The following is a 25,960-nucleotide window of genomic DNA, read 5'->3' on the forward strand; positions in this document are numbered from 1 at the left end:
GCCTATTACTGATGACGATCAGTATAAGGCAACAAAGACAGGTAGCGTGCACGCTTGATAGCACGAGCGAGCTGACGCTGATATTTTGCACGAGTGCCGGTGATGCGGCTAGGTACAATTTTACCACTTTCAGTGATGTAGTTTTTCAGCGTAGCAATGTCTTTATAATCAATCTCTTGTACGCCTTCCGCTGTGAAACGGCAGAACTTGCGACGACGGAAATAACGTGCCATTTGGCTAGTCTCCAGAATCTATCAATTCAATCTGCTCGGCATGAAGAACCAGTTTGCTAAGACCATTACGCCCATGATGGGAGTTAATGAATCCTGAAACGGTTATTCGACTACCGACCGTTATACTGTGAGTATATTCTTGTAACAATTGTCCGCTGGCAATCACGGGCATTCTGCACCATGACTGCCTGTTGAACCCGGCTTCCTGTTGCTGTGAACGATGTTCAAGCACAAACTGACAATGCGGAATACCAGATGGACTGACTTTTCGTATCGGTGTCTTGCACACTGTGCCAGAAAGCACCAAACGATTAGCTGTCACAGAGATTACTCTTCAGAATCCCCAGCTTCATCAACATCATCAACCAGGCCTTCTTCCAGGACCAGGTCACGGCTGCGACGTTCGTCTTTAGCCTTAACCATTGGTGATGGTTCAGTTACTGCGTGCTTAGTACGCATAACCATGCTGCGGATAACGGCATCGTTGAAGCGGAAGTTAGTTTCCAGCTCATCAATCGCTTCTTGTGGAGCTTCAACGTTCAACAGAACGTAGTGAGCTTTGTGCAGTTTGTTGATTGGATAAGCCAGTTGACGGCGGCCCCAGTCTTCCAGACGATGGATCTGACCTTGTGCGTTAGTGATAGTTGCACTGTAACGCTCGATCATGCCCGGAACCTGTTCGCTCTGGTCAGGATGGACCATAAAAACGATTTCGTAATGACGCATTATCATTGCTCCTTACGGATTATTCAGCCTCCTGTCAGGGTCAGCCGTGGCCCATGGAGGCAAGGAACGTGTTAAGTACGGCTGAAAAATCGACGCGTCACTATACCTGCGTAGTAGAAAAAACTCAAGTAATACCCGTCGTCTTTCAATCTGCCTCTTTGTTGGCAGCGCTCACTCACCCCGGTCACATAGTTATCTATGCTTCCGGGGATGCACTCCCTTGCTGCCGCGACGCATCTCGAAATCCATAGGGTATATTTTTAAGCACTTCTCTGACGCATGATTTCAAACAGGCAAACGCCCGTTGCAACGGAGACATTCAGAGAAGAAACAGAACCAGCCATCGGAATACTGACCAGCTCATCACAATGATCACGAGTCAGACGGCGCATACCTTCACCCTCAGCACCCATGACCAATGCCATCGGGCCGGTCAATTTGCTTTGATACAGGGAATGAGTGGCTTCTCCCGCTGTACCCACAATCCAGACATTGTGTTCCTGCAATAAACGCAAAGTACGGGCGAGGTTAGTCACGCGGATCAGCGGCACGCTTTCTGCGGCACCACAGGCAACTTTCTTCGCGGTTGCATTCAGCTGCGCTGAACGGTCACGGGGAACGATAACGGCATGAACTCCAGCGGCATCCGCAGTACGCAGGCAGGCTCCCAGATTATGTGGGTCAGTCACACCATCCAGCACCAGCAGGAAAGGACGTTCACACTGAGCCAGTAAATCAGGCAGATCATTCTCCTGATATTGGCGTCCGGGTTTAACTTTAGCGATGATCCCCTGATGTACCGCATTTTCTGTCTGTGTATCCAGCCATTGGCGGTTAGCCAGTTGAACAGAAATCCCGATGCTTTCCAGTTCCTGCAACAACGGGGTCAAACGACGATCTTCGCGCCCTTTCAGGACATAAACTTCCATGAAGCGTTGCGGGTCACGCTCCAATAAGGCTTTAACGGCATGAATACCGTAGATAATTTCACTCATGACTGGATGATACCTAAAAAATGGAGGGCGGCGAAAACCGCCCTGTCGTCTATATTTTTCACTAATACTTCTTACGCTAATTCGCTATCAGCTATTTTCCTGCGGCTTTTTCGCCCGTTTAGCTTTCAGCTTTGCCGTTATCTTTTTGGTTTTATCTGAAACTTTTTTCTTTTTACCTGCTTTTCCCGGCTTATTGTCTGATGTTTTATCTGACTTACTGCCTGAATTGGCTTTTTCCGTTTTTTTCTTCTTACGGAAACTGCTATCCGGCTCAAAATTATCTGATTTTTTATAATTACGGCCTTTATTGCCGCCTTTACGCTCAAATGTGCCTTTTTTCGCTTTATCCCGTGCTGTTTTGCCTTTATTACGGGCCTTACGGGTCGTAGAAAGCAGAGCAAAGTCAATCTTACGTTCATCCATGTGAACCGCTTCTACACGGATTTCGACTTCATCGCCGAGCCGATAAGTCTGCCCGGAAGATTCACCGATGAGACGCTGACCAACATTATCATGACGGTAATAGTCATTATCCAGTGTGGAAACATGTACCAAACCATCAATGAACAGATCATGCAACCTGACAAAGAAACCAAAGCCCGTCACACTGGTAATCAGACCGGTGAAAACATTACCCACCTGATCCTGCATGAAATCACATTTCAGCCAGTCAGCCACATCTCGTGTCGCTTCATCAGCACGGCGCTCTGTCATTGAGCAGTGATCACCCAGTTGCAGCATTTGTGCCATATCATTGTGCCAGCCACCGGTTGGTGTCCAGTGCTGTTCAGCTGTACCGTTTTCTTGTGCCAGCAGATATTTAATTGCCCGGTGCAAGACTAAATCAGGATAACGACGGATCGGCGATGTAAAATGTGCATAAGCGCGCAGGGCCAGACCAAAGTGACCGCGATTTTCCGGATCATAAATGGCCTGTTTCATGGAACGCAACAACATCGTTTGCAACAGCTCATGGTCGGGACGTTCAGAGACCAGCTTCATCAGTTCAGCAAAGTCTTTCGGCTCTGGCGTCATGCCTCCCGGCAGTTCCAATCCCAATTCATTAAAGACCGAACGCAAATTCAGAATACTTTCTTCTCGTGGCCGATCATGAATACGATACAGAGCAGGCTCACGGTGTTTTTCGACAAAACGCGCAGCCGCGATATTTGCCAGAATCATGCACTCTTCGATCAACTTATGCGCATCGTTACGCACAACCGGTTCAATGCGCTCAATACGCCTTTCTGCATTGAAGATAAATTTCGCTTCTTCAGATTCAAACGAAATTGCTCCCCGCTCGTCACGGGATACATCCAACGCCTGATAAAGTTCATGCAGATGCTCAATATGCTTCACCAGCGGCTTGTAATGTTCCCGCAGTTCCTGATCGCCCTGTAGGATTTTCCCTACTTTGGTATAAGTCAAACGAGCGTGAGAATTCATCACCGCTTCGTAAAATTTGTATGAAGACAATTTTCCCTGAGCGGAAATCGTCATTTCACACACCATACACAAGCGATCAACCTCTGGATTTAGCGAACATAATCCGTTTGATAACACCTCCGGCAGCATTGGCACAACCTGCGACGGGAAATAAACGGAGTTACCACGGCTACATGCTTCGGCATCCAAAGGGGTTTGTGGGCGGACATAGTAACTGACATCAGCAATGGCAACCCATAAACGCCAACCGCCACCGCGTTTTCTTTCACAATATACTGCGTCATCGAAATCACGGGCATCTTCACCATCAATAGTAACTAACGGCAGTGCTCGTAAATCAACCCGACCTTCTTTCGCCGATTCCGGGACATTTTCATCCAGACCAGCTAACTGTTTTTCCACCGTTGGTGGCCAGTTATAAGGGATTTCATGGGTTCGGAGGGCGATATCCACCGCCATGCTCGTTCCCATTGTTTCACCGAGCACTTCAACTATTTTGCCGATGGCTTTAGTACGGCGGGTTGGGTGATTCATCAGTTCAACGACAACGACATTCCCCATCCTTGCTCCACAAATTTCTTCTTTCGGGATCAGGATATCGAAGCACAAACGGCTGTCGTCAGGAACCACAAAACCCATGCCCGCATCGATAAAATACCGCCCGACAATTTGGCTGGTCTTTGGCTCCAATACCCGGACGATACGCACTTCAATACGGCCTTTACGATCCGGACGCAAAGGTTGAGCCAAAACAACATCGCCGTGAATTGCCATCTTCATCTGTTCTGCTGACAGATAAAAATCCTCTTTGTGGCCTTCAACCCGTAAAAACCCATAACCATCACGGTGCCCAATGACAGTGCCTTTTAATAGATCCAATCTTTCCGGCAACGCATAACACTGACGACGAGTGAAAACTAACTGACCATCACGTTCCATTGCACGCAAACGGCGACGCAATGCTTCCTGCGCATCTGCGCTGGTTAATTTAAGTTCTTGTGCTATTTCCTGACGACTTACCGGAGTGGTGTGTTTAGAAAGGATATCCAAGATATATTCCCGACTTGGGATAGGAGATTCGTATTTTGCAGCCTCTCGTTCCTGAAAAGGATCTTTTGACATCGCTATTCCTCTGTTGTCATCAGTAAGCTGTTTATCCCCGCGCTTTATTTCCTGCTTCATTTCGTCAGCAACAATTGATAAAGGGGACGATTGTCTTCAACCATATCGGCCAAAGAATATTGATTTAATTCTTCCAAAAAATTTTCCACTGCCTGATTCAATACTGATTTTAGACGACAGGCCGGAGTAATATGGCAGCTGTCGCAGTTAACTAATCCAAGTGGTTCCAGTAAACGCACCACATCACCAATTTTAATTTCACTGGCGGGTTTTCCCAGACTAATGCCGCCGTTTTTTCCTCTGACAGCATTCACTAATCCCAGATTACTCAGTTGATTAATGATTTTTACCATATGATTACGTGATACACCGTAAACTTCTGTGACTTCAGTAATATTTGTCATCTGGCCTTCAGGTAAAGAAGCCATATAAATCAGGGCACGCAAGCCGTAATCGGTAAAACTGGTTAACTGCACACTCACCTCTGGGTGGCTGAATATAACGGGGATTTTACACTTCGCTTTTCAAGTTACCTCTTTGTTAGCTGCTCTCGTTCATCCCGGTCACATAGTTATCTATGCTCCCGGAGATTCTCTCCCTTGCCGCCGCGATATATCTTGAAATTCATTGTGTATATTGGAAACCAAACAAGTCAATATTATTGGCTTATCATCATTAACTGACCACATTATGTGGGTATTTTAAAAATTAAGCAAAGCAAGCTGTCACCAGAAAAAGGAGAGAGGTACTGCTGTCTGTGTCCCAAAAATGCAAAAACCGGGCATAAAGCCCGGTTATAGATACTGACTGATTAGAATCAGTTAAGCATCAAATGGATCGCGCAGGATCATCGTTTCAGAACGATCAGGACCTGTAGAAATAATATCAACAGGAACACCAGACAGTTCTTCTACACGCTTAATGTAGTTCAGCGCAGCTTCTGGCAACTGGCTGTGCTCTTTCACACCGAAAGTGCTTTCATCCCAGCCCGGCAGGGTTTCATATACCGCTTCCAGACCTTCCCAGTTCTCTGCTGCCAGTGGTGTAGTGTCGATGACAGTACCATCAGCCTGACGATAACCTACGCAGATTTTAACTTCTTTCAGACCATCCAATACATCCAGTTTGGTCATACAGAAGCCGGACAGGGAGTTGATTTGAATAGCGCGGCGGATAGCGACGATATCCAACCAGCCAGTACGACGGCTACGGCCTGTGGTAGCACCGAATTCCTGACCTTTCTGGCGCAGATATTCACCGGTTTCATCAAACAGTTCCGTTGGGAATGGACCTGCACCAACACGGGTGGAGTAAGCTTTGACAATACCCAGTACATAATCAACGTAACGTGGACCCAGACCTGAACCCGTTGCAACACCACCCGCAGTGGTATTAGAAGAGGTTACATAAGGATAAGTACCGTGGTCGATATCCAGTAATGTACCCTGAGCACCTTCAAACATTACCAGCTCACCTTTCTGAGTTGCTTTGTAAAGCAGGTCAGAAACGTCAACTACCATGCCAGTCAGGATATCCGCAATCGCCAGAATATCATCCAGCGTTTTCTGGAAATCAACGGCAGGTTCGTTGTAATAGTTAACCAGCTGGAAGTTATGATAATCGATGATTTCTTTCAGTTTAGCTGCGAAAGTTTCTTTATCGAACAAATCACCCACACGCAGACCACGGCGAGCCACTTTGTCTTCGTATGCAGGACCGATGCCACGACCGGTTGTACCGATTGCCTTCGCACCACGCGCTTTTTCACGAGCATTGTCCAATGCAACATGATAAGGCAGGATCAATGGACAAGCTTCAGAAATAAGCAAGCGCTCACGTACAGGAATCCCACGTGATTCAAGCTGTTTCATTTCTTTCATCAAAGCATCTGGTGCTAAAACGACTCCATTAGCGATAATGCTAATGACATTTTCACGCAGGATCCCAGATGGGATTAAGTGGAGAACGGTTTTTTCACCGTTAATGACTAATGTATGGCCCGCATTATGGCCCCCCTGATAACGGACAACATATTTAGCCCGTTCAGTCAGCAAGTCGACGATTTTACCCTTGCCCTCGTCACCCCATTGGGTGCCCAATACGACAACGTTCTTACCCATTTCAAAAGTTCACTCGGTTGCTTAAAAATGGATTCTACCATCTCATTTAGCACCTTTCAGTATTTTTTCTCACTTCTGTTATTTCGTTTCGTCATATTAATGGGCTGATAAGTAAGCATTGGTAATGACGGAATAACTAATAAGAGCGATAAAAGAAACGATTTGGAAGACTGAAGGTATAAAAAAGACGTAAAAAGCCACTGTAAGTTTGCTTACAGTGGCTCAGAGATGACGTTTATTTCTGTTAACTCAGGTAAATATCAGACAATTTATCTGTAATCAATTTACCTGTCAGAAACTATCAGTCATTAGCACGACTATGAGTGCGCTGTTTAGAGGGATCTTTCATGTAGCGGAAGAAGTCAGTATCAGGACTGAGAACCATGATATTCCCTTCATTCCTGAAGCTATTCTCGTACGCACGCAGGCTACGGATAAAGGCATAAAAATCAGGATCTTTATTGAAAGCATCGGCAAACAGTTTTGTTGCTTCCGCATCACCTTCACCGCGTAAAATCAAAGCCTCACTATATGCGGCTGCTTTGACTTCAGTCGCTGATTTATCAGCTGCTGCGCGGACCTTCTCAGCTTCTTCCAGCCCCTGTGAACGGTGACGACGTGCTACCGCTTCACGCTCTGCACGCATACGCTGGTAGATTGCTCCTGAAACTTCATCCGGCAGGTTGATCTGCTTGATACGGACATCCACAACCTCAATCCCCAATGCAGCCATACTGTTCGGATTGAAAGCAGGCTGTGCACCTTTAGTTTCTTTCTTCACACGGGCAGCAGCAGAAGCGATTGCATCGTCTGCGGAAGAATCTTCATCACTTGTTCCCAAGTTCAGCGCATTACGTACATCCGTCGTCAGACGACCACGGGAATCTGTTACGATGCCACGAACATCCAGACGACCGATTTCAGAACGCAGGCGGTCACTGAATTTACGTTTTAACAGCACTTCAGCCTGAGAAATTGAACCATTACCGGTAGCCAGATAATAGCTGCTGAAATCTTTAATGCGCCATTTCAGATAAGAGTCAACAATCAGGTCTTTATTTTCACTGGTCAGGAAACGGTCTGCCTTGATATCCATTGTCTGGATACGGGCATCAAGTGTTTTGACAGTTTCAATAAATGGGATCTTGAAATGCGGGCCAGGCTGATAAACCACTGGCTTATTTTCAGCATCACGTACTACTTTGCCAAAACGCAGTACGATCCCACGCTGGCCTTCATATACGATAAAGATTGATGAATAGAGCACAACCAATATGGCGGCAATAACAAAGACGAACGACTTACGCATGATTATGGTCTCCCCTGTCTTGTCGTATCACCACGCAGGTTGTCTGAATCACCATAGCCAGAACTACCATAACCTGATTGTCCATGTGCTGGTGTAGAATGAGTCGTGCTGCGATGCTCTGGTGCTACTTTCACTTCTGGTGATTTAGCCTTTGCTGCTTCAGCCTGACTACGAAGAACCTGATCCAGTGGCAATACCAGCATATTATTGCTCTTTTCATTAGCAATCACTTTACGGGTATTACTCAGAACACGTTCCATTGTCTCGATATAAAGGCGCTCACGGGTAATTTCCGGTGCCGCTTTATATTCAGGCAGGATTTTGGCAAAACTGGCTACTTCACCCCGTGCATTCAATACCACACTGACCTTATAAGCTTTGGCTTCTTCGATAATACGTTGAGCATTACCTTTGGCAATGGGTAAGACAGAGTTTTTATAGGCTTCTGCTTCACGAATGGTTTTCTGTTCTTCTTCACGAGCTGCGATAACGTCATCAAATGCCGCTTTCACCTCTTCAGGCGGACGCGCAGTCTGAAAGTTAACATCCAGCAGAGTGATCCCCATGTGGTATGGACGAATCGTTTCTTCCAGCACTTTTTGGGTATCATTACGCACAATAGTACGATCCGCTGTCAGGATTTTTTCCATTGTGTATTTGCCGACAACCCCGCGCACAGCACTGTCAGTCGCCTGACGAAGACTGTTATCAGGATTGGTGACATTGAAAAGATAGGCTTCAGGATCAGTAACACGATACTGAACGTTCATTTCAGCACGTACTACGTTTTCATCCGATGTCAGCATGACACCCGATGTTGCCAGTTCGCGAACAGATTCAACGTTAACAGCACGAACGCGGTCGATAAATGTCATCTTCCAGTTCAGGCCGGGCTGTACGATATGGCTGAATTTACCCAAACGGGTAACAACGCCACGTTCTGTTTCCTTGATTGTATAGAAACCACTGACAACCCAAACAACAACTACAACAGCAATGGCGAGACCAATAAGACGTCCACCAAATTTAGGGTTCTGCCCAGAACCATTTCCACCTTTGTTTCCACCGAGGCCACCGAGTTTTTGGCTCAGTTTACGGAACAGATCGTCGAGATCAGTTGCCCCACGGTTTCGACCACCTTTATTGTTGCCGCCGGAGTTGCCGCCATTATTATTGCTGCTTCCCCACGGGTCGCGGTCCTGTCCGTTATTACCGGGCTGATTCCACGCCATGTTTTAGCTCCACTTTTTAGTTTTTCACTGGTTTTTCAGAGGTGACTGCTCTTCCACCCACACGGGTGAGGCTTCCCACTTCACAGGCCGCTGTTACTGACACTTCAGACACAACCTCCATGGGCAAAAACGATAAACTTCACCGTTTCATAAGCAACCAATATTTTTGGGTGATACCTTTTGACAGTGCTGATGACAGTGCGGATTTCGTCACTGCAATTCTGGCACAATCATTTCATCACCGCCATTTCATCACCGTTACTCCATAACGCTAAGTACACTGAAATGGCGGCTAAAATAATACCTTGTTTGTCGCCCTGCGCCAATCAATCAGACGACATAGTCTGGTAAATTTGGTTCCTGCTTACACAGACGACGCCAGTCGATCATCGGCATCCTGACTTCAAGCCCCAACTGACCGCTTTCTTCCATCCACTCACGCTCAATGGCCTGAAGCTGGTAAAAACGGCTACGCAAACGCCCGGCTTCCGGAGGCAAATGCAATTCATAATGTGCAATCTCACCGGAAAGAAGTTCAGTCAGTGCCTGCAATAGCAGGGATATTCCTTCCCCGGTCTGGGCTGAAAGCCAGACTCTCACCGGACGATTTTCTTCATCACGGTCAATCCGGGGTTCAAAATCATCCAGCATGTCGATTTTATTCATCACCAGCAAAGAAGGGATTTCATGTGCTTCAATCTCTTCCAGAACACTGTCCACTGCAAGAATGTTCTCATCCAGCCGGTTATCAGCCGCATCAACAACGTGAAGCAATAATTTTGCCTGCCTTGTTTCCTGCAAAGTGGCCTTAAACGCTGCCACCAAATCATGTGGTAAGTGACGAATGAAACCAACAGTATCAGCCAGAACAACCGGGCCGACATCATTTACAGCGATCCGACGCAATGTCGGGTCGAGAGTAGCAAAAAGCTGATCAGCAGCATATACCTCAGCCGAGGTTATTCTATTGAATAAACTTGATTTTCCGGCATTGGTGTAACCAACAAGGGAAACGGTGGGAATATCTGCTTTGTTGCGCGCCTGACGCCCCTGTTCACGCTGTCTTTCTACTTTACCAAGACGCCCCAGAATCTGCTTAATTTTATCGCGCAACATACGGCGATCTGATTCCAGCTGGGTTTCCCCCGGCCCACGCAAACCAATTCCGCCTTTCTGGCGTTCAAGATGAGTCCAGCCTCGGACTAAGCGGGTAGATAAATGGCGTAATTGTGCAAGTTCTACCTGCAGCTTACCTTCATGTGTTCTCGCCCGCTGGGCAAAAATATCCAGTATTACACCAGTACGATCAACAACACGGCATTGGCACAAGCGTTCCAGATTACGTTCCTGAGCAGGAGAAAGTGCGTGATCAAACAGCACCACATCTGCACCGCTGTTTTTGACTGCTTCAGCAATTTCTTCTGCCTTGCCTTCCCCGACAAAATATTTCGGATGCGGAGCCTTACGGCTTCCTGTTACAATCTGCACAGGAGAAACACCTGCGGAAGTCACCAATGATTCAAATTCACTGAGATTTTCCGTGTCTTTTTCCTGTGAGAAAAAAACATGCACCAGAACGGCTAGTTCTCCGCCTTCGTAACGATCAAACAATGGTGCAACCCTCAGGCTGAGTATCCCCTTCGTCTTTCAAACTGCCTCTTTTATGCGCAGAGATTCACTCCCTTGCCGCCGTGATGCAACTCGAAATCCATTGGGTATAAAATTCCATAGGAAAAACATAGGTAAAGTCTCCCTACCTATGTTTTTATTTATGTCAGGCATTATCACTGATTTACTCAGCGATATCATTTTCCTGTTGTGCTGCCGGACTGTTACCAGCCTGATAATTTCCCACACTGGATGCCATATTAGCATTGCTACCGTGGTGAGATACCGGACGGGAAGGCACAACAGTAGAGATGGCGTGTTTATAAACCATCTGGCTAACCGTGTTTTTCAGCAAAATGACAAACTGGTCAAAAGACTCAATTTGACCCTGCAATTTGATGCCGTTGACTAAATAAATAGAAACCGGGACCCTTTCACGACGTAATGCGTTCAGGAATGGATCTTGCAAAGATTGCCCCTTAGCCATTCTATATTTTCCTTATTTTGTTGTTTTTAACTAAGAACCCGTTGGTTCGAAAAAGTAACTACTCAAAAATGACGCTTTGTACTGATAATTGTACACAATCAACGAATTTATGTACCAATAACCTGCATGACTGTTTTCAAGGCCTGCTCAGGCTGGTCGCTGTCCAACCAGGCCACATCGTCCCACCCCCTGAGCCAGGTTATCTGACGCTTCGCCAACTGGCGAGTTGCGCAGATACCACGATAAACCATCTCATCATGAGAAATCTCGCCTGCGAGGTAAGACCACATTTGACGATAACCAACACAACGAATGGAGGGTAAATCCGTATGCAAATCGTTACGAGCATAAAGCGCTTTAACTTCATCTTCAAACCCTGATTTGATCATCTGTTCAAATCGGGCTGCAATGCGCTGATGTAAAATTTCACGGCTTGCAGGCGCAATAGCGAACTGATGAACACGATAAGGTAATACTTCCCCAGACGTTTCTGTCAATGTAGTTAGAGTGTTACCCGAAATCCGAAAAACTTCCAGTGCGCGAGTAAGACGTTGTGGATCATTCGGATGGATTCTTGCCGCGGCAACCGGATCAATCTCCTGCAATTGCTGATGCAAAGCCTCCCACCCATGTTCTTCTGCCTCCTGCTCAATGACTGCCCTGACTTCAGGGTTTGCAGAAGGTAGTGGTGATAACCCTTCCAGTAATGCTTTGAAATATAGCATGGTTCCGCCGACCAAGAGCGGAATTCTCCCGGCAGCCGTAATTTCTGCCATTTGTTCCAGCGCATCGCGACGGAAATCAGCAGCAGAATACACTTCGGCAGGATCCAGAATATCAATCAAACGGTGCGGAGCCTGAGCCTGCTCTTCTGCAGACGGTTTCGCAGTACCAATATCCATGCCACGATAAACCAGTGCAGAATCAACGCTAATCAGTTCAACCGGAAGGTGCTGACGCAAAGCGATTGATAATGCCGTTTTTCCTGAGGCTGTCGGCCCCATGATAAAAATGGCTGTGGGCAAATGTTGAGTTTTTAAATCACTCATGATTAAAAAGTGCCACCACTGCTTGTAAATCAATTAATTGTAATAAACCCTCTGGCGGAGATCCCACTAGTTGAGGGCAAAGACGCTCAACATCAGCTAAAAGCTGAACAGCCTGTGCAATATTCCACGTTTCATGTTCACTGCCCAAATGGCGGGCAAGCCAGATTGCCACCTGCTCTACTGAAACTGATCGTGCTGAAACTGATGACTGTTCCATCAGATAACCCAACAACGCCGGAAAAAGTTTTGGCAGGTTTTGTTGGCGCAGAGGCAACGATACCGCATGAATGGTCACTTTTCCATGTGCGACAGTCGATTCAATGCCAAAAGTCTTCAATAACTCACTATTCTGTCGTAAAACATTGACCTCTGTCTCACTGAGAGGCAACTTCAGTGGGATAAGAAGTGGCTGTGGTTTAAGCCCCTGCTCCCCCGGCGTTAACTGAGCCTGCCGTAACCAACGTTCAGCAACAGGCAGTGACAATAATCCAATACCTGAGTCTGATTCAAGCAATGCATAGTGGGGGGCATAGATACTCAATACTTTCCCGAAACTATAACTACTATTCTTTCCCTGTACAGCGGTTGAACGAGCAGGCATTAATGGTGTTTTTTCTGTGACAGAAGCCGACTTTTCGGAAATTTCTCTTTCTGCATCTGACCGTTCAGGAAAAAGTGGCTGCTTTTCTTCTGGTGCAAACTGCATCAATTTTTGGTACAGCTCGCCTTGTTTTTTCTGGTAATTTTCCCCCTGATAAGGCTGCCGGATACCACTATGCCCTGTCTGATGACTTGAAGACGGGGTTTCAGAAGCGGCTCGGGGGGAGGATGGCGTTTTTTGCGATGATCCAGCCGGAGTTATTTGTTTTTGTCGGAGAAAATGGTTTTCTCCCGCAGAAGGCCGGTTTTCCGGTATCCAGTCTGTTGTTTCTTCCTGACAATCAAGCCCCAGCCCAGCGCCGTTGCTGCGCTGTTTCAGCACCGCAGCAACACCCTGATAAATAAAATCATGTACCAGACGAGCCTGATGAAAACGTACTTCATGTTTAGCTGGATGCACATTCACATCAACCTGATGCGGGTCTATCTCTAAATACAAGACATAGGCCGGTTGCTGTTCACCTTGCAGCAAATCCTGATAAGCCTGACGGATAGCATGATTAATCAGCCGATCCCGCATCATGCGCCCATTCACATAGCAATACTGAATATCCCCCGCAGCATGAGAATTTTTTGGGTCCGCAACCCAGCCTTTGATGGCCAGCATATCGTGCTGCCATGACAGTGCCAGCGCCTGCTGCATAAATGCCGTACCACAAATCGCTGCCAGCCTCCGTTCATGCTGGGACTCCTCTTTGGCCGGACGATACTGACGCACGAGTTTCCCATTGTGATTCAGGTTAATCGCCACATCCAGACGAGCGAGGGCTATTCTTCGCACGACCTCATCAATATGGCCGAATTCGGTTTTTTCTGTTCTCAGAAACTTGCGTCGGGCAGGGGTATTGTAAAACAGATCCAAAACCTCAACTGTTGTTCCGACAGGATGGGCGGCAGGTTTTACCGTCACGTCCATATCACGACCTTCGGCATAAGCCTGCCATGCTTCCGACTGTTCCTCAGGGCGGGAAGTCAGAGTCAACCGTGAAACAGAACTGATACTGGCAAGTGCTTCACCACGAAACCCCATACTGACAATCGCTTCTAAATCATCCAGAGAAGCTATTTTACTGGTCGCATGACGGGCCAGCGCTAATGTGAGATCCTGTCGGCTAATTCCACAACCATTATCACGTATACGGATTAATTTTGCGCCACCACGTTCAATATCGATATCAATACGGGTAGTGCCGGCATCAAGGCTATTTTCCACCAGCTCTTTCACTACCGATGCCGGGCGTTCAACCACTTCACCAGCAGCAATCTGGTTTGCTAATTGTGGGGGTAATATCCTGATAGCCATATTCGATCTTACCTACTCTTTATTCGTAATTTCCGATTTTTCTTAAATGACTGGGTTTCTTACGTACCGCTTAAAATTATTTTGGTGCTGTCTGCAACGGATTTGCCTGAAAATAGTGACGCAACCCAAGATGAATCGCCTGCGCCAGCTTTTCCTGATACTGATTTGAGCCTAACAGCTCTTCTTCTGATGTGTTACTGATAAATCCTGTCTCCACCAGAATGGAAGGAATATCCGGTGAGCGCAAAACCCCTAAACTGGCATGTTCCGGCGTACGTTTATGCAGAGAGCCAACTTGAGATAATTGTTGTAGCACCTTAACAGCAACGTCATAGCCCACACGCTGTGAATGCCCGAATTGTAAATCCAGCACTGCCTGACTCAAAAACGGATCTGTACCATTAGCCAGAGCGTCTCCCGCGCCTCCCAATAATTCAGATTGTTTCTCATGCTGCTCCAGCCAGTTTCCCATCTCACTGTTTGCGCGACGATTAGACAGCACCCAGACAGAAGCCCCTCTGGCACTACGATTAGGTGCAGCATCCGCATGAATGGAAACCAACATATTTGCTTTGTGCTTACGAGCAACCTCAGAACGTCCGGCTACCGAGATAAAATAATCTCCGTTGCGTGTCAGAACAGGTGTAAACATCGGGTCATTACGTAAAAGTTCTTCCAGCCTGCGCGCCACACTGATAGTCACATTTTTTTCCCGTAACCCTCGCGGCCCGATGGCCCCCGGATCCTGCCCTCCATGCCCGGCATCAATAGCAATCACAATCGGATATTTCCCCTGAGCAGTTTTAGTTAACTGCTTTTTCACAACCGGGGCATTATGCGTGGACGCCGGTTTTGTTTCCTGCTTTACCGAAGTAGCCTCAGCCGCCTTAGCTGTTAGTAACTGCTTACTTTTCTGCGGGATTGAATCCTCTCTGGATGCAGCATTCACTTCGTGTATTGAAGCGCTGTTTGCAGCTCCCTCAGCTTTCAGAGTAAAAATAATCTGATATTGATTCCCTGACTTCTTTACAACGGAAGTCACTGTTGCCTTCTGAGCCAGTTCCAGTACAACCCGCTTATGTTTCGCATCAGGAGGCTGGCTCGTTCGGGCTATCTTCACCAGATTCTGGCCAGATAAACGCATCGGCAATCCTGTTATATCAGCTGACTGACGAATATCGACAACCAGCCTTTCAGGATTATGAAGAGGAAAAAAGCGATATTCGGGATGCCCGCCAGTGAACCCCAACGTTACAGTGGCTTCAGATGAACTGTTACTCACATGTACATTTGATAGTGCGGATGCTACCGCCGTTGTCATAACCAATTGGCTCAGAACAATAAACAGCATAAGAAACGTCAGCCAATGGGATTGCCATTTTTTTATCGTCTTCACGCAGAAGGCATTCATCATGGTCAGGGATTCCTTCATAAGGATTTCAGATTATCCAATAAACTTTCACCATATTCAGATAACGCCACAAAATGAGCCTGTCTCCCTTCATTGTTATAGGCCAGATGCAACTCAATATCAGCATTGGGTAAAAACCCCGTTCCTTGTTGCGGCCATTCCACCAGACAAATGGCATCCTGATGAAAATAATCGCGGATCCCCATAAATTCCAGTTCTTCAGGATCTGCCAGACGATACAAATCAAAATGATAAACAGGGCGTGGCTGTAAAGCATAAGGTTCAACCAGTGTATAAGTCGGACTTTTCACGTGCCCCTGATGACCCAGCGCCTGTAAAAAACCACGGCTGAACGTCGTTTTTCCGGCACCAAGATCGCCATATAGATAAATAACATAGCCGCGTTTGCAGGCTGCTGCCACTGCATTGCCCAATGCAACGGTGGCATTTTCATTCGGAAGTGATAAAACAAGTTCTTTCATAGAGAATTATCTATTGTTTTATTGAATTAAAGCCAATTGGAATATATCCATCGTTTCCCAGACTATCGTCTGAAACCCATAGGATATATGAAAGACATATTAGTTAGATAGTTTAACCAATAACCATAACATAACTCAGCTATTATCATTTATTATCTTCTATTCAGAAACAAAGCAGGTACCCTATTTTTTATCTCAATCTATGCTGTGTTAACCTATGCTAAGTATCCTTTACAGCAGTCACTTAATATCCAATGGCAATCCCTCTCGATCTGAACCTTCTGGCAGTAAACATCAAACAATGGGGTCTTTCTCTCGGTTTTCAGCAAGTTGGTATTTGTGATACCGATTTATCCACAGAAGAACCGAGACTACAGGAGTGGCTCGATAAGCAATATCACGGCGAAATGGATTGGATGGCGCGCCACGGCATGATGCGAGCACGTCCTCATGAATTGCTACCCGGTACTTTACGGGTGATCAGCGTGCGCATGAATTATCTCCCGGCCAAAGCCGCTTTTGCCAGCACCCTGAATAACCCTGAGCAGGGATATGTTAGTCGCTACGCACTGGGCAGAGATTATCATAAACTGCTACGCCAGCGGCTTAAAAAGCTGGGTGAGCAAATTCAGGAATATTGCTGCGCTCATGAATATCAGGGAATACTTAATTTCCGGCCTTTTGTTGATTCTGCGCCTATTATGGAACGCCCGCTTGCCGCTAAAGCCGGAATTGGCTGGGTTGGTAAACACTCACTTATATTAAATAGAGAATCAGGCTCTTGGTTCTTCCTCGGTGAATTACTGATCAACCTCCCCCTTCCCGTTGACTCTCCTCAAGAAGAACAATGCGGGCGTTGTGTTGCCTGTATGACCACGTGCCCGACAGGTGCCATTGTAGAGCCTTATACCATTGATGCCCGCCGCTGCATTTCATACCTGACCATTGAACTTGACGGTGTGATCCCAGAAGAGTTTCGCCCATTAATGGGCAACCGGATTTATGGTTGTGACGACTGTCAGCTTATCTGTCCTTGGAATCGTTTCTCACAATTAACTGATGAAGCCGATTTTAGCCCCCGGGCAGCACTGCATACTCCTGAACTACTTGATTTATTCAATTGGAGCGAAGAAAAATTCCTGCGCATAACAGAAGGTTCAGCAATACGTCGTATCGGCTATTTACGTTGGCTGCGTAATATTTCAGTCGCATTGGGTAATGCCCCATACCTTGATGAAATCGTACTGGTTTTAGAGAAAAGAATTGGGCTAAGTGAGGTGTTAGATGAACATATCCACTGGGCTATTGCCCAACAACTATCCCGCCGAAATATTGATGCAATTAACGTTCAAACATCACAACAAAAACGGTTAATACGCGCAATTACCAAAGGGTTGCCCCGAGATGCTTAATATACAATCAGCCTGATTTTTGCTTAAAAAAAAGCGTCTGTTTCCTTGTGAATAAAATAAAAATGCTTTTCTGCTCAAAGTAAGAAGGAAAGATAAATATCAATTAAGATACTTTAAATAAAATTGAATTATTCAAATTTATCAATTAGTTAATTGATATATCTTATTTGAGATAATAACTTAAAAAAGTTAGACGCGACCATATCGCCTGTGGATAACTCTGTGTAACAAGAAAATCAATACAGGGCAACTCAAGATGGTTGTTATGTTAAATTCTGTGGATAAAAAATAGAAATTGTACTTCACTGGAAAGCATCATAGATCAGCAGTAAAAATGGAAACTCTTCATCCATTCTAGACAATAGTGGAGAAATTTTCCTCTGCCTATCCAAAAATGAGGCGGCATTATGGACCTGTTAAAGCAGGATGGCAAGCGCTTTCAGAAAATTATTTTTGATGGGAATAAGATAGCAAATAATTGCTACTATTGCCCCACAGCGGGGGCAAGTATGGCAACAAAACGTGGGTTAAAGGGCTTTTATCTTTTCCACTAATTCTCTTGATAATCCCCAGTCATACTCATTGTAAAGCCGTCCCAGAGTCTGATAAGGCGCTCCGGCGTAAAACAGTTCATATTGGTGATGCCTTGAGGCAAATTCAGAACCAATAGCATCCCAGACCAGTTTCATGAACCTAACCTTCTCAGCAGGGGAAACAATGGATGAGTATTGTGTTTTCTCAATAATCCCCAAAATTTCAGCATCTTCTAAATCAGACTGACTTGATGGCATCATCAAAATACCGCCGCCCGCCAACTTTCTGATAGTTTCCAGTACATTTGGATATATAGACTGCCCGATGACCCGATATGTATAAAGCAACGTTTTGTCAGGTACATAAAATCCATTATCAATTTTTGGGCAATGGATCGCACTTTTGAATAATCCTTCAATGTTCATGGCATAAGAAGCAAGCTGTGCCAGTGATTCTTTTACGGGTGGGTATTCGCTGACACCATTATTTTCAGCCATTTCCTGAGCAATACCTGCCAGAAAATGTAATTTCACCGCGTAACGGGCAATACTCTGAATATCCATCAGACGTTCCGTTGCGGTTGAATCCACCTGCTTAAAACACATCTCGATATCTTCGCAGACGAATACCCTTTCCCAGGGAACCAAGACATCATCAAAATAGATTGTGGAATCGTTCTCATCAAAGCGAGATGATAACGGATAATCCGCAGGATTAGCCCCCTGCTCGTAAGAGCGTCTGGATATAATTTTTATACCCTTTGTATTGATCGGCATAGCAAAAGAGAGCGCATAACGTTCATCAACGCCTTTTTTCAGTGGCTTATGTGAACCCACTAATATTTCATCTGCTAATGCTGCACCGGTAGCAACCATTTTGGCCCCGCGAACAACAATACCTTTAGCATTTTTTTCCACCACGCCAAGGGCATGGTAAATATTCTTTTCATGCGCCCCCGGTGTTTTTGAGCGATCGCCCTGTGGGTTAATCAGCGCATAGGCCAGATAAAGATCATTTTCACTCACATAGGCAAAATAATTCCGTAAAGCATCAGCACGTTCCTGAGAATAAGATTCGAACAACTCAATATGCGTGACCATTCCGGTAAGCACTGCGGCCGCATTATCCGGGCTTCTGCCAAGCCAGCCAACGGTCTGCTTAGCCCACTCATATGCAGCCTGACCACGTGCAATCAACTTCTCGGGAGTGGAAGGTAACTGCCAGTACAGGCTCATCTGCTCGCCTGTTTCTGTCCTGAAAGTCATTTTATCTGCATGTTGGATTTTATAATCATACAGGTTTGCTACAGATCTAATCGCATTCCTGAACGCCGGGTGATCCACATGATCTGTAACTTTTTCTCCATTAATAAAAATGGTGCGTCCATCACGCAAATTTTCTATATATTGCTTTCCGGTTCTTATCATACTTTCCATGCTCCTATCGATAATGATAATTTTAAAGGTCAAGCAGAGAAATCTTTTCAGTCAGCACGAGATATCTAATATACAAAGGAAACTGTCCAAAACTGGAAATAGTATAATTACAATAGCTCTCATTAAAATACGCCAGAGAACAGAAAACCATAAACTACAATAATAAAGATCGTGATTACCATTTCCGGCAAAAATATACTTTCAATGAAATAGGATATATTCATTCGGATTAACCAGAAAAGCCATATCAAATTACAACACTGGCGTGATCAGTAATATATGGAATGATTTTTATGGAAAAAATAATAATATAAACCAAATAAAATAACTACCTTTCGTTTTTTAATGTTATAAAACAAATAATAGAAGCCAATATTGTTATTCCCATTAATATATATATCAATATATTGAAAGCATCATTGTAAATAATCAGGAGTTCCTGAGGAGATAAATGAATAAACAGACTTCTGGCATTGTCAAAATTACCCGTCGTCAAATTACTGGCCGCCGTAGAAATCACATTGGTAGTCTGTTGTGAAACTTGCTGTAAATTTATTTGTAGTAAAAAATTCAGTATTGCTAATGCTCCCGCAACGCATATGGCTTCACCACAAGCTCGCATAGTTGTGAAAATACCGGTTGCCATTCCTGCCCGTTCTATAGGTACTACCCTGATAGCAAGATCATCCATCAATCCCCACGGAAAACCTGTACCCACACCTATCAACATCAATGGCAATATTAACTCTGTCGGTTGTGTACCAACAGGTATGTCAGCTAACCATGCTAATCCTGCTGCGGCACATAACAAACCCAGACATGAAAGTATTGATGATGAAAACCAACGCGTTAACAAAGCTGCGAGAAAAGGAACAACAAGCATTGGTACTGACAATGCAAGCATCATTTCGCCAGCTTCAATTGCACTGTAACCCTCAATACCAATTAACCGAATTGGAAACAGAATCAGCAACACAATAAAACAAATCGCAGTTGCCAGTGGCAAAAGCTGTACTCCAACAAACTTTTTAAAACGAAAAAGAGACAAATCCAGCATTGGACGAGCATGTGCTAATTCACAGATAATGAAAATGCATAGCATCATGATAGAAGAGCCAAAGAGTGCAATAACAGTAGTGCTTCCAATACCACTTTGCGGAATTTGCATAATACCAAATGTTAATAGCACTAAAAATGCCGTGAAACTAAATACACCTTTAATATCGAGTTTGGCTGCATCAGGATCCCGTGTCTCACGCATTTGGATACCACCAATTACCAGTGCAACTACACCAAACAGAGCACCCAATAAGAATACTGCTCTCCAACCAAATACTTCTATCAAAGCGCCTGATATCACTGGCCCAAATGCTAAACCCACACCAAAAGCCGTGCCTAACAAGCCAAAAGCCTTTGTTCTCGCTCTTCCATCAAATTCCTGTGCTAAAGCAGCATTCCCCCCCGCCATAGCCAGTGCCGCGAAAAATCCCTGTATTCCACGTAATAAATCAAGATAAACAACACTATTGGCAGCAGTAACAAGAAGAGAAAATAGTGTGAAACCAGTGATACCGATGACAAACATTTTCTTGCGCCCATATTGATCAGCTAACGCTCCTGCTGCCATTACGGCACTACCAAAACTTAATGCAAACGCATTAATAATCCAAGATAGTGCAATTGCACTTCCCCCCAATTCAGATTGGATCGCTGGTAAAGCGACAGCCGGCCCCGTATATTCAAGAGGTAAAATTAACCCTGCAATACAAACAGCAGCCAATACCCAATAGCAACGCCATGACTTCTTCGCCATTTGCAAATCCTGCTCCAAGAAAAGTTTTTAATAGCTTTATTTTACTTATGTACCATCATAATAATATTGCTATATATTCAAATTAAAATTGCGGAAATAGCATGAATCATGATCTGGCACTCTGGCATCTATTTTTTCGAATTGTCGAAAAAGGAAGCCTAATAAAAGCAGCAAAAGACTTACGATTAGATCCCTCTGTTGCTAGCCGACGTTTAGCAACTCTTGAACAACAGCTAAAAGTTCAATTGATTAATCGTTCAACCAGAAAATTAAGTCTGACAGAAGCAGGAGAATTAGCTTATGTCCGGATGTTACCTTTACTCAATGAAATAGATAATACATTGAGTGATATCAGCGGTAATTCACTGTCAGGAATAATCAAGATTACGGCTCCGGTGAGTTTTGGAGAACACTACATCACTCAATGGTTAACCCTATTTCAACATAAAAATCCAGACATTATATTTGACATAGTACTTTCAGATAGTTGTCTGGATCTCCGGCAAGAAGGGATTGATCTCGCGATCCGAATTGGCGAGTTACCTGATTCAACACTCATCGCTAAAAAATTGGGAAATATTTCTGGAGTATTATGCGCCAGCCCTAAATATCTGGCAAAGTATGGAACACCAATGCATCCACAGGATTTAACGAAACACAAATCGATTATTTACTCACTACATCAAAATACTCATCCATCCAGTCTTCAATTATCCCGTAATGGGTTAATCGAACGAGTCGAGTTATTCAGTAGTTTTTACCTTAATCATGTAGGCGCAATTTACCAGACTGTATGTGATGGAGCCGGTATCCATGCTGGACCAACGTGGTTATTCAATAGAGCCATCAAAGATGGAATATTAATCCAATTATTGCCTGACTGGACTCTCCCTTCACTACCCGTTCATCTTTTAAGAGTACAAAATAGCTATGTCCTCAAACGGATATTAGTATTAAGTGATTGGATGACCGAATGCTGGCAGCAGGTTGAAAATATATAACAACATTCGATATACATCCAATACTAATAGACTCTTTCTTTTAAAAGAACAGATTAATTTTCATTCCTTTTTATTATATATTTATCATAGAACAATTAAATATAAACTTATATAAAAATAACATATCAATCAACTCTACATGAGGTTGTTACCTATGATTATTAATGATAAGTCAAATGTATCACAAGTTGTTAATACAATTGATGATTTATCACTCATACATGAATGTTATCATTGCATACTGGGAATGAAAAGAAACGAAAAACTCACCAATATAAATTGGTTTCACTCAAGTGATATTTCTCTTTCAATATTACAGATACATATAGTTGACTTACTTCTCTCAATGGAGAAGAGTAAATATAAACAGGCTAAATCATTCATTGAGATATTAGAAAAAATAAGTAAAAAAGAATCTGATGAACGCGCTGATTTAATCAACTCAGGGATAATTTCTTTAATTAATAAAAGTTATTATCAGGCCAGAAATTGTTTTTATCAGTGCTTACTAAAAAACCCTAAAGATATATTCAGTTTTTATACATGTCATATGATTGAATTCAACAATGGTATGACCGGAACCATGCTTGAAACACTCAGTCTTGTTAACAAGCACTGGGAGATTAACGATGAATTTTATAGTTATTTCAAAGGAATTAAGGCGTTCATCCTGAATGAAAATGGTTATCATGATGAGTCTTATGACAGCGCAGCCAGTTCATTGAAAATAAATAGTTTCGATATTTATGCTATTCATGCCATCTGCCACTATTTTTATGATAAGAAATTATTTCACGAAGGAAAAGAATGGATGGATGAAATGAAGGACATTTGGCATAACAACTATGGTATGAGAATCCATCTATTCTGGCACTATGCGATGTTTCTTATGGAAATGGACGAAATTGATCAAGCGTTAGATATATATCATCAAATTCGTCATAAAAATGACAGATATGGGCTTGAAGATTTAGACGCCACCTCTTTATTATTTAAGATGAAATTCACACATGGAAGGAACGACCAATATATACAAAAACATGCAAATTTACTTTTCGAGTCATGGAATAATAAAGAAGAACTTGGATTTTATTTCTTCAATGATTTCCATGCAGCGTTAGTCTTTGGCATTAATAAACGATTCGATATGATAGATTTCTTAATTGAAAAAACAGAAAAGAGTAATCCGATAGGCTATTATAATACAAAAATAAACATCCTTGAGTCGATAAGAAATTATAGTCAGGAAAATTATCAGAATGTAGTCTTAATTTTGCAAGAGCCTATGAACTATCAATTCATGGGAGGGAGTCGGATTCAACGAAGTATTATCGATGAAATATTTAATGATGCTAAATTAAAGTTAGGAATAAAGGAAAACAAGAATAAAATTAAAAATATTTTAATACCCACTGAAATATAAAACAAAGCCATATACATTCGGAATTTACCACCTCAAGATTAGCCATATAGTTAATTATATGGCTAAACTAATTTAGCTAATCCGTCAAAATAATCTAGAACGTAAAAAATAGATTACTTAGCATTAAATTACATTAACGTCTAATAATCCTCGCCAGAGATAGTTTTCCCTCTTTGTTTTTTATGATGATATTGCTATGCTGAGTTGACTAACGTCAATAATATAATGTAATTAATAGGAAATCATAAAATAGTATCATTTACCATTATAATTTCATTACGGAAAAATAAAATAAGAAAATATCACAAGGCGATAATAAATATGACAACAAAACCAGATGATTACTCAAGCTACCTTAAATTAACTCTTGTTTCCATTATATGGGGTGGAACGTTCATAGCAGGAAGGTTTATTTCGTCTGATACCAGTTCGTTATTATCAGCTTCAGTTAGATTTATTTTCGCAGCATTTGTGCTAATGATAATTATCACTTTTTCTAAAAAAGGATTTATCAAAATTAATAAGTCACAAATGGTAAATATTATCATGCTGGGTTTTTTTGGTATTTATGTCTATAACCTTTGCTTTTTTTATGGCCTGAAATATATTGATGCTTCCAGAGCTTCCCTGATTGTAGCGATAAACCCCGCAGTGATAGCAGTAGTTTCTTATTTTTTGTTTAAGGAGAAAATGTCCACCATAAAAACCATCGGGATTTCACTCTGTTTGTTTGGTGCGGGAATTGTAATTATCGGAAACAACTTATCATCATTATTGAGCAACAAAGGTAATATGATCGGTGATATCTCTATTTTAGGATGTGTCATCAGTTGGGTGATTTACAGTGTTTTCGGCAGGAAAACAATCAATGAAATTGGTGCATTATATACTGTCGCCTATTCAGTTATTGCGGGTGCGATAATGTTAACAATAACCGCGTTAATAACGGGTGATATACACTCCACTGCACTGGTTTCTTTGTCCATGAGCGATCTGATAAGTCTAACGTATTTAGGTGTTATCGGGTCAGCTATTGCGTATGTTTTATATTATGATGGCATTGGTAAGATTGGCGCGACAAGAGCAGGTGTTTTTATTGCATTAAATCCGCTGACAGCGATATTGGGCGGCGTTCTCTTTTTACAGGAAAAATTTACTGTATCTATATGTATTGGTGGGGTTTTCATTATTGCGGGAATTGTTATGACCAATAAAAAGATAACAAAATAAATATGAATCAGATTATTACCATCCTATGGCCATTATTTGCATTGATACTATTAGGCTTTATTCTAAGGCGTAATACCTCATTTAATCCTTTATTTTGGCAAGGAGCAGAGAAACTTAATTATTTTCTGCTGTTTCCTGCTTTATTGATCAATAGTCTGGCAACCGCGTCTCTGGATAATCCTCAGCTACCACAGCTATTTTGGGCCATTCTCGCTATCATTAGCACAGGTTTAATAACATTAATCGTCATTAAGTTTTTACTCAAGTGGCCGGCTCAACGTTTTGGTGTTTATGTACAGGGGTTATTGCGTTTCAATACTTATCTCGGATTAGCCATTACGGTAGATATTTTCGGCTCTCATGGGATCGCTATAGCATCGCTGATACTCGCGATCTTGGTTCCTCTTTGCAATGCAATTTCTGTTTTTGCATTAACACCAGATATAAAGACGTTATCAATTAAGCAGTTTGTCATGATAATTACTAAAAACCCGCTGATATTAGCCTGTTTCATTGGGATATCCCTCAATCTCACTCATATTGGCTTACCTTACGGTTCAGGGCAATTTTTAAAAATTCTGGCAGGAGCGAGCCTTCCTCTGGGGTTAATTTGTATCGGTGCATCGTTGCAGCCATCAACGCTGAGAACAGAGAAAAAACCGATCATGATTAATAGCTTGTGCAGATTATTATGTATGCCTTTGGTCGCCGGTGTTGTTGGCTTCTTATTTGAACTGAATATGTTGGAAATCAACTTACTGGTTCTCTTTTTCGCCATACCTACAGCACCGACAGCTTATATTTTAACCCGTCAGTTAAATGGAGACAGTCAGTTGATGTCAGCGATTATCACGTTGCAAACAATGCTTGCAGTAATTACATTACCTATTGTATTAAGCTTGAGATTCGACTAATTGATCGATTGGCT

General features: G+C 43.4%; 23 protein-coding genes. 6 read left to right on the plus strand and 17 right to left on the minus strand.

What is annotated here, in order from left to right:
• Nucleotides 1–5: 5 nt before the first annotated feature.
• The 9 genes from rpsR to hflK form a co-directional block, all read right to left on the minus strand.
• The gene (gene rpsR / locus AAC855_RS12100) at nucleotides 6–233 is read right to left on the minus strand and encodes a 30S ribosomal protein S18 (RefSeq protein ID WP_000135199.1); all 228 of its coding nucleotides are present in this window, start codon (nucleotides 231–233) and stop codon (nucleotides 6–8) included.
• Nucleotides 234–237: 4 nt separating this feature from the next.
• On the minus strand, nucleotides 238–555 hold the full coding sequence (gene priB / locus AAC855_RS12105; protein WP_340609898.1) for a primosomal replication protein N: 318 nt from the start codon (nucleotides 553–555) through the stop codon (nucleotides 238–240).
• A 5-nt stretch (nucleotides 556–560) separates the two neighbouring features.
• Entirely contained in the window at nucleotides 561–959 is a 399-nt protein-coding gene (gene rpsF, locus AAC855_RS12110; RefSeq protein ID WP_086955108.1) for a 30S ribosomal protein S6, read from the minus strand.
• 260 nt (nucleotides 960–1,219) lie between these two features.
• Nucleotides 1,220–1,954, minus strand: coding sequence for a 23S rRNA (guanosine(2251)-2'-O)-methyltransferase RlmB (rlmB, locus tag AAC855_RS12115; protein WP_340609899.1), 735 nt, complete (start codon nucleotides 1,952–1,954; stop codon nucleotides 1,220–1,222).
• Between the two features lie 87 nt (nucleotides 1,955–2,041).
• Nucleotides 2,042–4,522, minus strand: a complete 2,481-nt coding sequence (rnr, locus tag AAC855_RS12120; protein WP_340609900.1) for a ribonuclease R — start codon at nucleotides 4,520–4,522, stop codon at nucleotides 2,042–2,044.
• Between the two features lie 56 nt (nucleotides 4,523–4,578).
• Complete coding sequence (nsrR, locus tag AAC855_RS12125; protein WP_099124180.1) at nucleotides 4,579–4,998, minus strand: nitric oxide-sensing transcriptional repressor NsrR; 420 nt, start codon at nucleotides 4,996–4,998, stop codon at nucleotides 4,579–4,581.
• A gap of 345 nt (nucleotides 4,999–5,343) precedes the next feature.
• On the minus strand, nucleotides 5,344–6,642 hold the full coding sequence (locus AAC855_RS12130; protein WP_099109364.1) for an adenylosuccinate synthase: 1,299 nt from the start codon (nucleotides 6,640–6,642) through the stop codon (nucleotides 5,344–5,346).
• Nucleotides 6,643–6,943: 301 nt separating this feature from the next.
• Complete coding sequence (gene hflC / locus AAC855_RS12135; protein WP_099109363.1) at nucleotides 6,944–7,951, minus strand: protease modulator HflC; 1,008 nt, start codon at nucleotides 7,949–7,951, stop codon at nucleotides 6,944–6,946.
• Between the two features lie 2 nt (nucleotides 7,952–7,953).
• Complete coding sequence (gene hflK, locus AAC855_RS12140; protein ID WP_340609901.1) at nucleotides 7,954–9,183, minus strand: FtsH protease activity modulator HflK; 1,230 nt, start codon at nucleotides 9,181–9,183, stop codon at nucleotides 7,954–7,956.
• A gap of 41 nt (nucleotides 9,184–9,224) precedes the next feature.
• Between hflK and AAC855_RS12145 the strand changes: the two genes are divergently transcribed.
• Entirely contained in the window at nucleotides 9,225–9,452 is a 228-nt protein-coding gene (locus AAC855_RS12145; RefSeq protein WP_228858100.1) for a hypothetical protein, read from the plus strand.
• 61 nt (nucleotides 9,453–9,513) lie between these two features.
• Here AAC855_RS12145 and hflX read toward each other — a convergent pair whose 3' ends face one another.
• From hflX to tsaE, 6 genes are all read right to left on the minus strand, one after another.
• A complete protein-coding gene (gene hflX / locus AAC855_RS12150) occupies nucleotides 9,514–10,794 on the minus strand; it encodes a ribosome rescue GTPase HflX (protein WP_340609903.1) in 1,281 nt (426 codons plus the stop codon).
• 181 nt (nucleotides 10,795–10,975) lie between these two features.
• The gene (gene hfq, locus AAC855_RS12155) at nucleotides 10,976–11,278 is read right to left on the minus strand and encodes an RNA chaperone Hfq (protein WP_086955100.1); all 303 of its coding nucleotides are present in this window, start codon (nucleotides 11,276–11,278) and stop codon (nucleotides 10,976–10,978) included.
• A gap of 107 nt (nucleotides 11,279–11,385) precedes the next feature.
• Nucleotides 11,386–12,327, minus strand: coding sequence for a tRNA (adenosine(37)-N6)-dimethylallyltransferase MiaA (miaA, locus tag AAC855_RS12160; protein ID WP_340609904.1), 942 nt, complete (start codon nucleotides 12,325–12,327; stop codon nucleotides 11,386–11,388).
• Nucleotides 12,320–14,290 (minus strand): DNA mismatch repair endonuclease MutL, encoded by a 1,971-nt coding sequence (gene mutL / locus AAC855_RS12165; RefSeq protein ID WP_340609906.1) that lies wholly within the window; start codon nucleotides 14,288–14,290, stop codon nucleotides 12,320–12,322. The genes miaA and mutL overlap by 8 nt, the downstream gene beginning before the upstream one ends.
• A gap of 76 nt (nucleotides 14,291–14,366) precedes the next feature.
• On the minus strand, nucleotides 14,367–15,704 hold the full coding sequence (gene amiB / locus AAC855_RS12170; protein ID WP_340609908.1) for an N-acetylmuramoyl-L-alanine amidase AmiB: 1,338 nt from the start codon (nucleotides 15,702–15,704) through the stop codon (nucleotides 14,367–14,369).
• A gap of 14 nt (nucleotides 15,705–15,718) precedes the next feature.
• Nucleotides 15,719–16,183 carry a tRNA (adenosine(37)-N6)-threonylcarbamoyltransferase complex ATPase subunit type 1 TsaE gene (gene tsaE / locus AAC855_RS12175; RefSeq protein WP_340609909.1) on the minus strand — a complete coding sequence of 155 codons (465 nt, stop codon included), beginning with the start codon at nucleotides 16,181–16,183 and terminating at the stop codon, nucleotides 15,719–15,721.
• Nucleotides 16,184–16,437: 254 nt separating this feature from the next.
• On the opposite strand from tsaE, the gene queG reads away from it, so the two are divergent.
• Nucleotides 16,438–17,595: a tRNA epoxyqueuosine(34) reductase QueG gene (queG, locus tag AAC855_RS12180; protein WP_340609910.1), complete on the plus strand. Its 1,158-nt coding sequence runs from the start codon at nucleotides 16,438–16,440 to the stop codon at nucleotides 17,593–17,595.
• Between the two features lie 527 nt (nucleotides 17,596–18,122).
• On the opposite strand, the gene AAC855_RS12185 is transcribed toward queG, so the two are convergent.
• Together AAC855_RS12185 and AAC855_RS12190 are read right to left on the minus strand one after the other, a co-directional pair.
• Nucleotides 18,123–19,556 carry a 4-hydroxyphenylacetate 3-hydroxylase family protein gene (locus AAC855_RS12185; protein ID WP_340609911.1) on the minus strand — a complete coding sequence of 478 codons (1,434 nt, stop codon included), beginning with the start codon at nucleotides 19,554–19,556 and terminating at the stop codon, nucleotides 18,123–18,125.
• A gap of 337 nt (nucleotides 19,557–19,893) precedes the next feature.
• On the minus strand, nucleotides 19,894–21,378 hold the full coding sequence (locus AAC855_RS12190) for an MFS transporter (RefSeq protein WP_340609913.1): 1,485 nt from the start codon (nucleotides 21,376–21,378) through the stop codon (nucleotides 19,894–19,896).
• Between the two features lie 101 nt (nucleotides 21,379–21,479).
• Between AAC855_RS12190 and AAC855_RS12195 the strand changes: the two genes are divergently transcribed.
• The 4 genes from AAC855_RS12195 to AAC855_RS12210 all read left to right on the plus strand — a co-directional run bounded on the left by AAC855_RS12195 (nucleotide 21,480) and on the right by AAC855_RS12210 (nucleotide 25,946).
• Nucleotides 21,480–22,379, plus strand: coding sequence for a LysR family transcriptional regulator (locus AAC855_RS12195; RefSeq protein ID WP_340609914.1), 900 nt, complete (start codon nucleotides 21,480–21,482; stop codon nucleotides 22,377–22,379).
• Nucleotides 22,380–22,533: 154 nt separating this feature from the next.
• On the plus strand, nucleotides 22,534–23,802 hold the full coding sequence (locus tag AAC855_RS12200; protein WP_340609915.1) for a tetratricopeptide repeat protein: 1,269 nt from the start codon (nucleotides 22,534–22,536) through the stop codon (nucleotides 23,800–23,802).
• Between the two features lie 321 nt (nucleotides 23,803–24,123).
• Nucleotides 24,124–25,032, plus strand: a complete 909-nt coding sequence (locus tag AAC855_RS12205) for a DMT family transporter (protein ID WP_340609917.1) — start codon at nucleotides 24,124–24,126, stop codon at nucleotides 25,030–25,032.
• A 2-nt stretch (nucleotides 25,033–25,034) separates the two neighbouring features.
• Nucleotides 25,035–25,946 (plus strand): AEC family transporter, encoded by a 912-nt coding sequence (locus AAC855_RS12210; RefSeq protein ID WP_340609918.1) that lies wholly within the window; start codon nucleotides 25,035–25,037, stop codon nucleotides 25,944–25,946.
• The last annotated feature ends 14 nt before the right edge of the window (nucleotides 25,947–25,960 follow it).

Source organism: Xenorhabdus bharatensis (assembly GCF_037996705.1).
Taxonomy (GTDB): Bacteria; Pseudomonadota; Gammaproteobacteria; order Enterobacterales; family Enterobacteriaceae; genus Xenorhabdus; species Xenorhabdus bharatensis.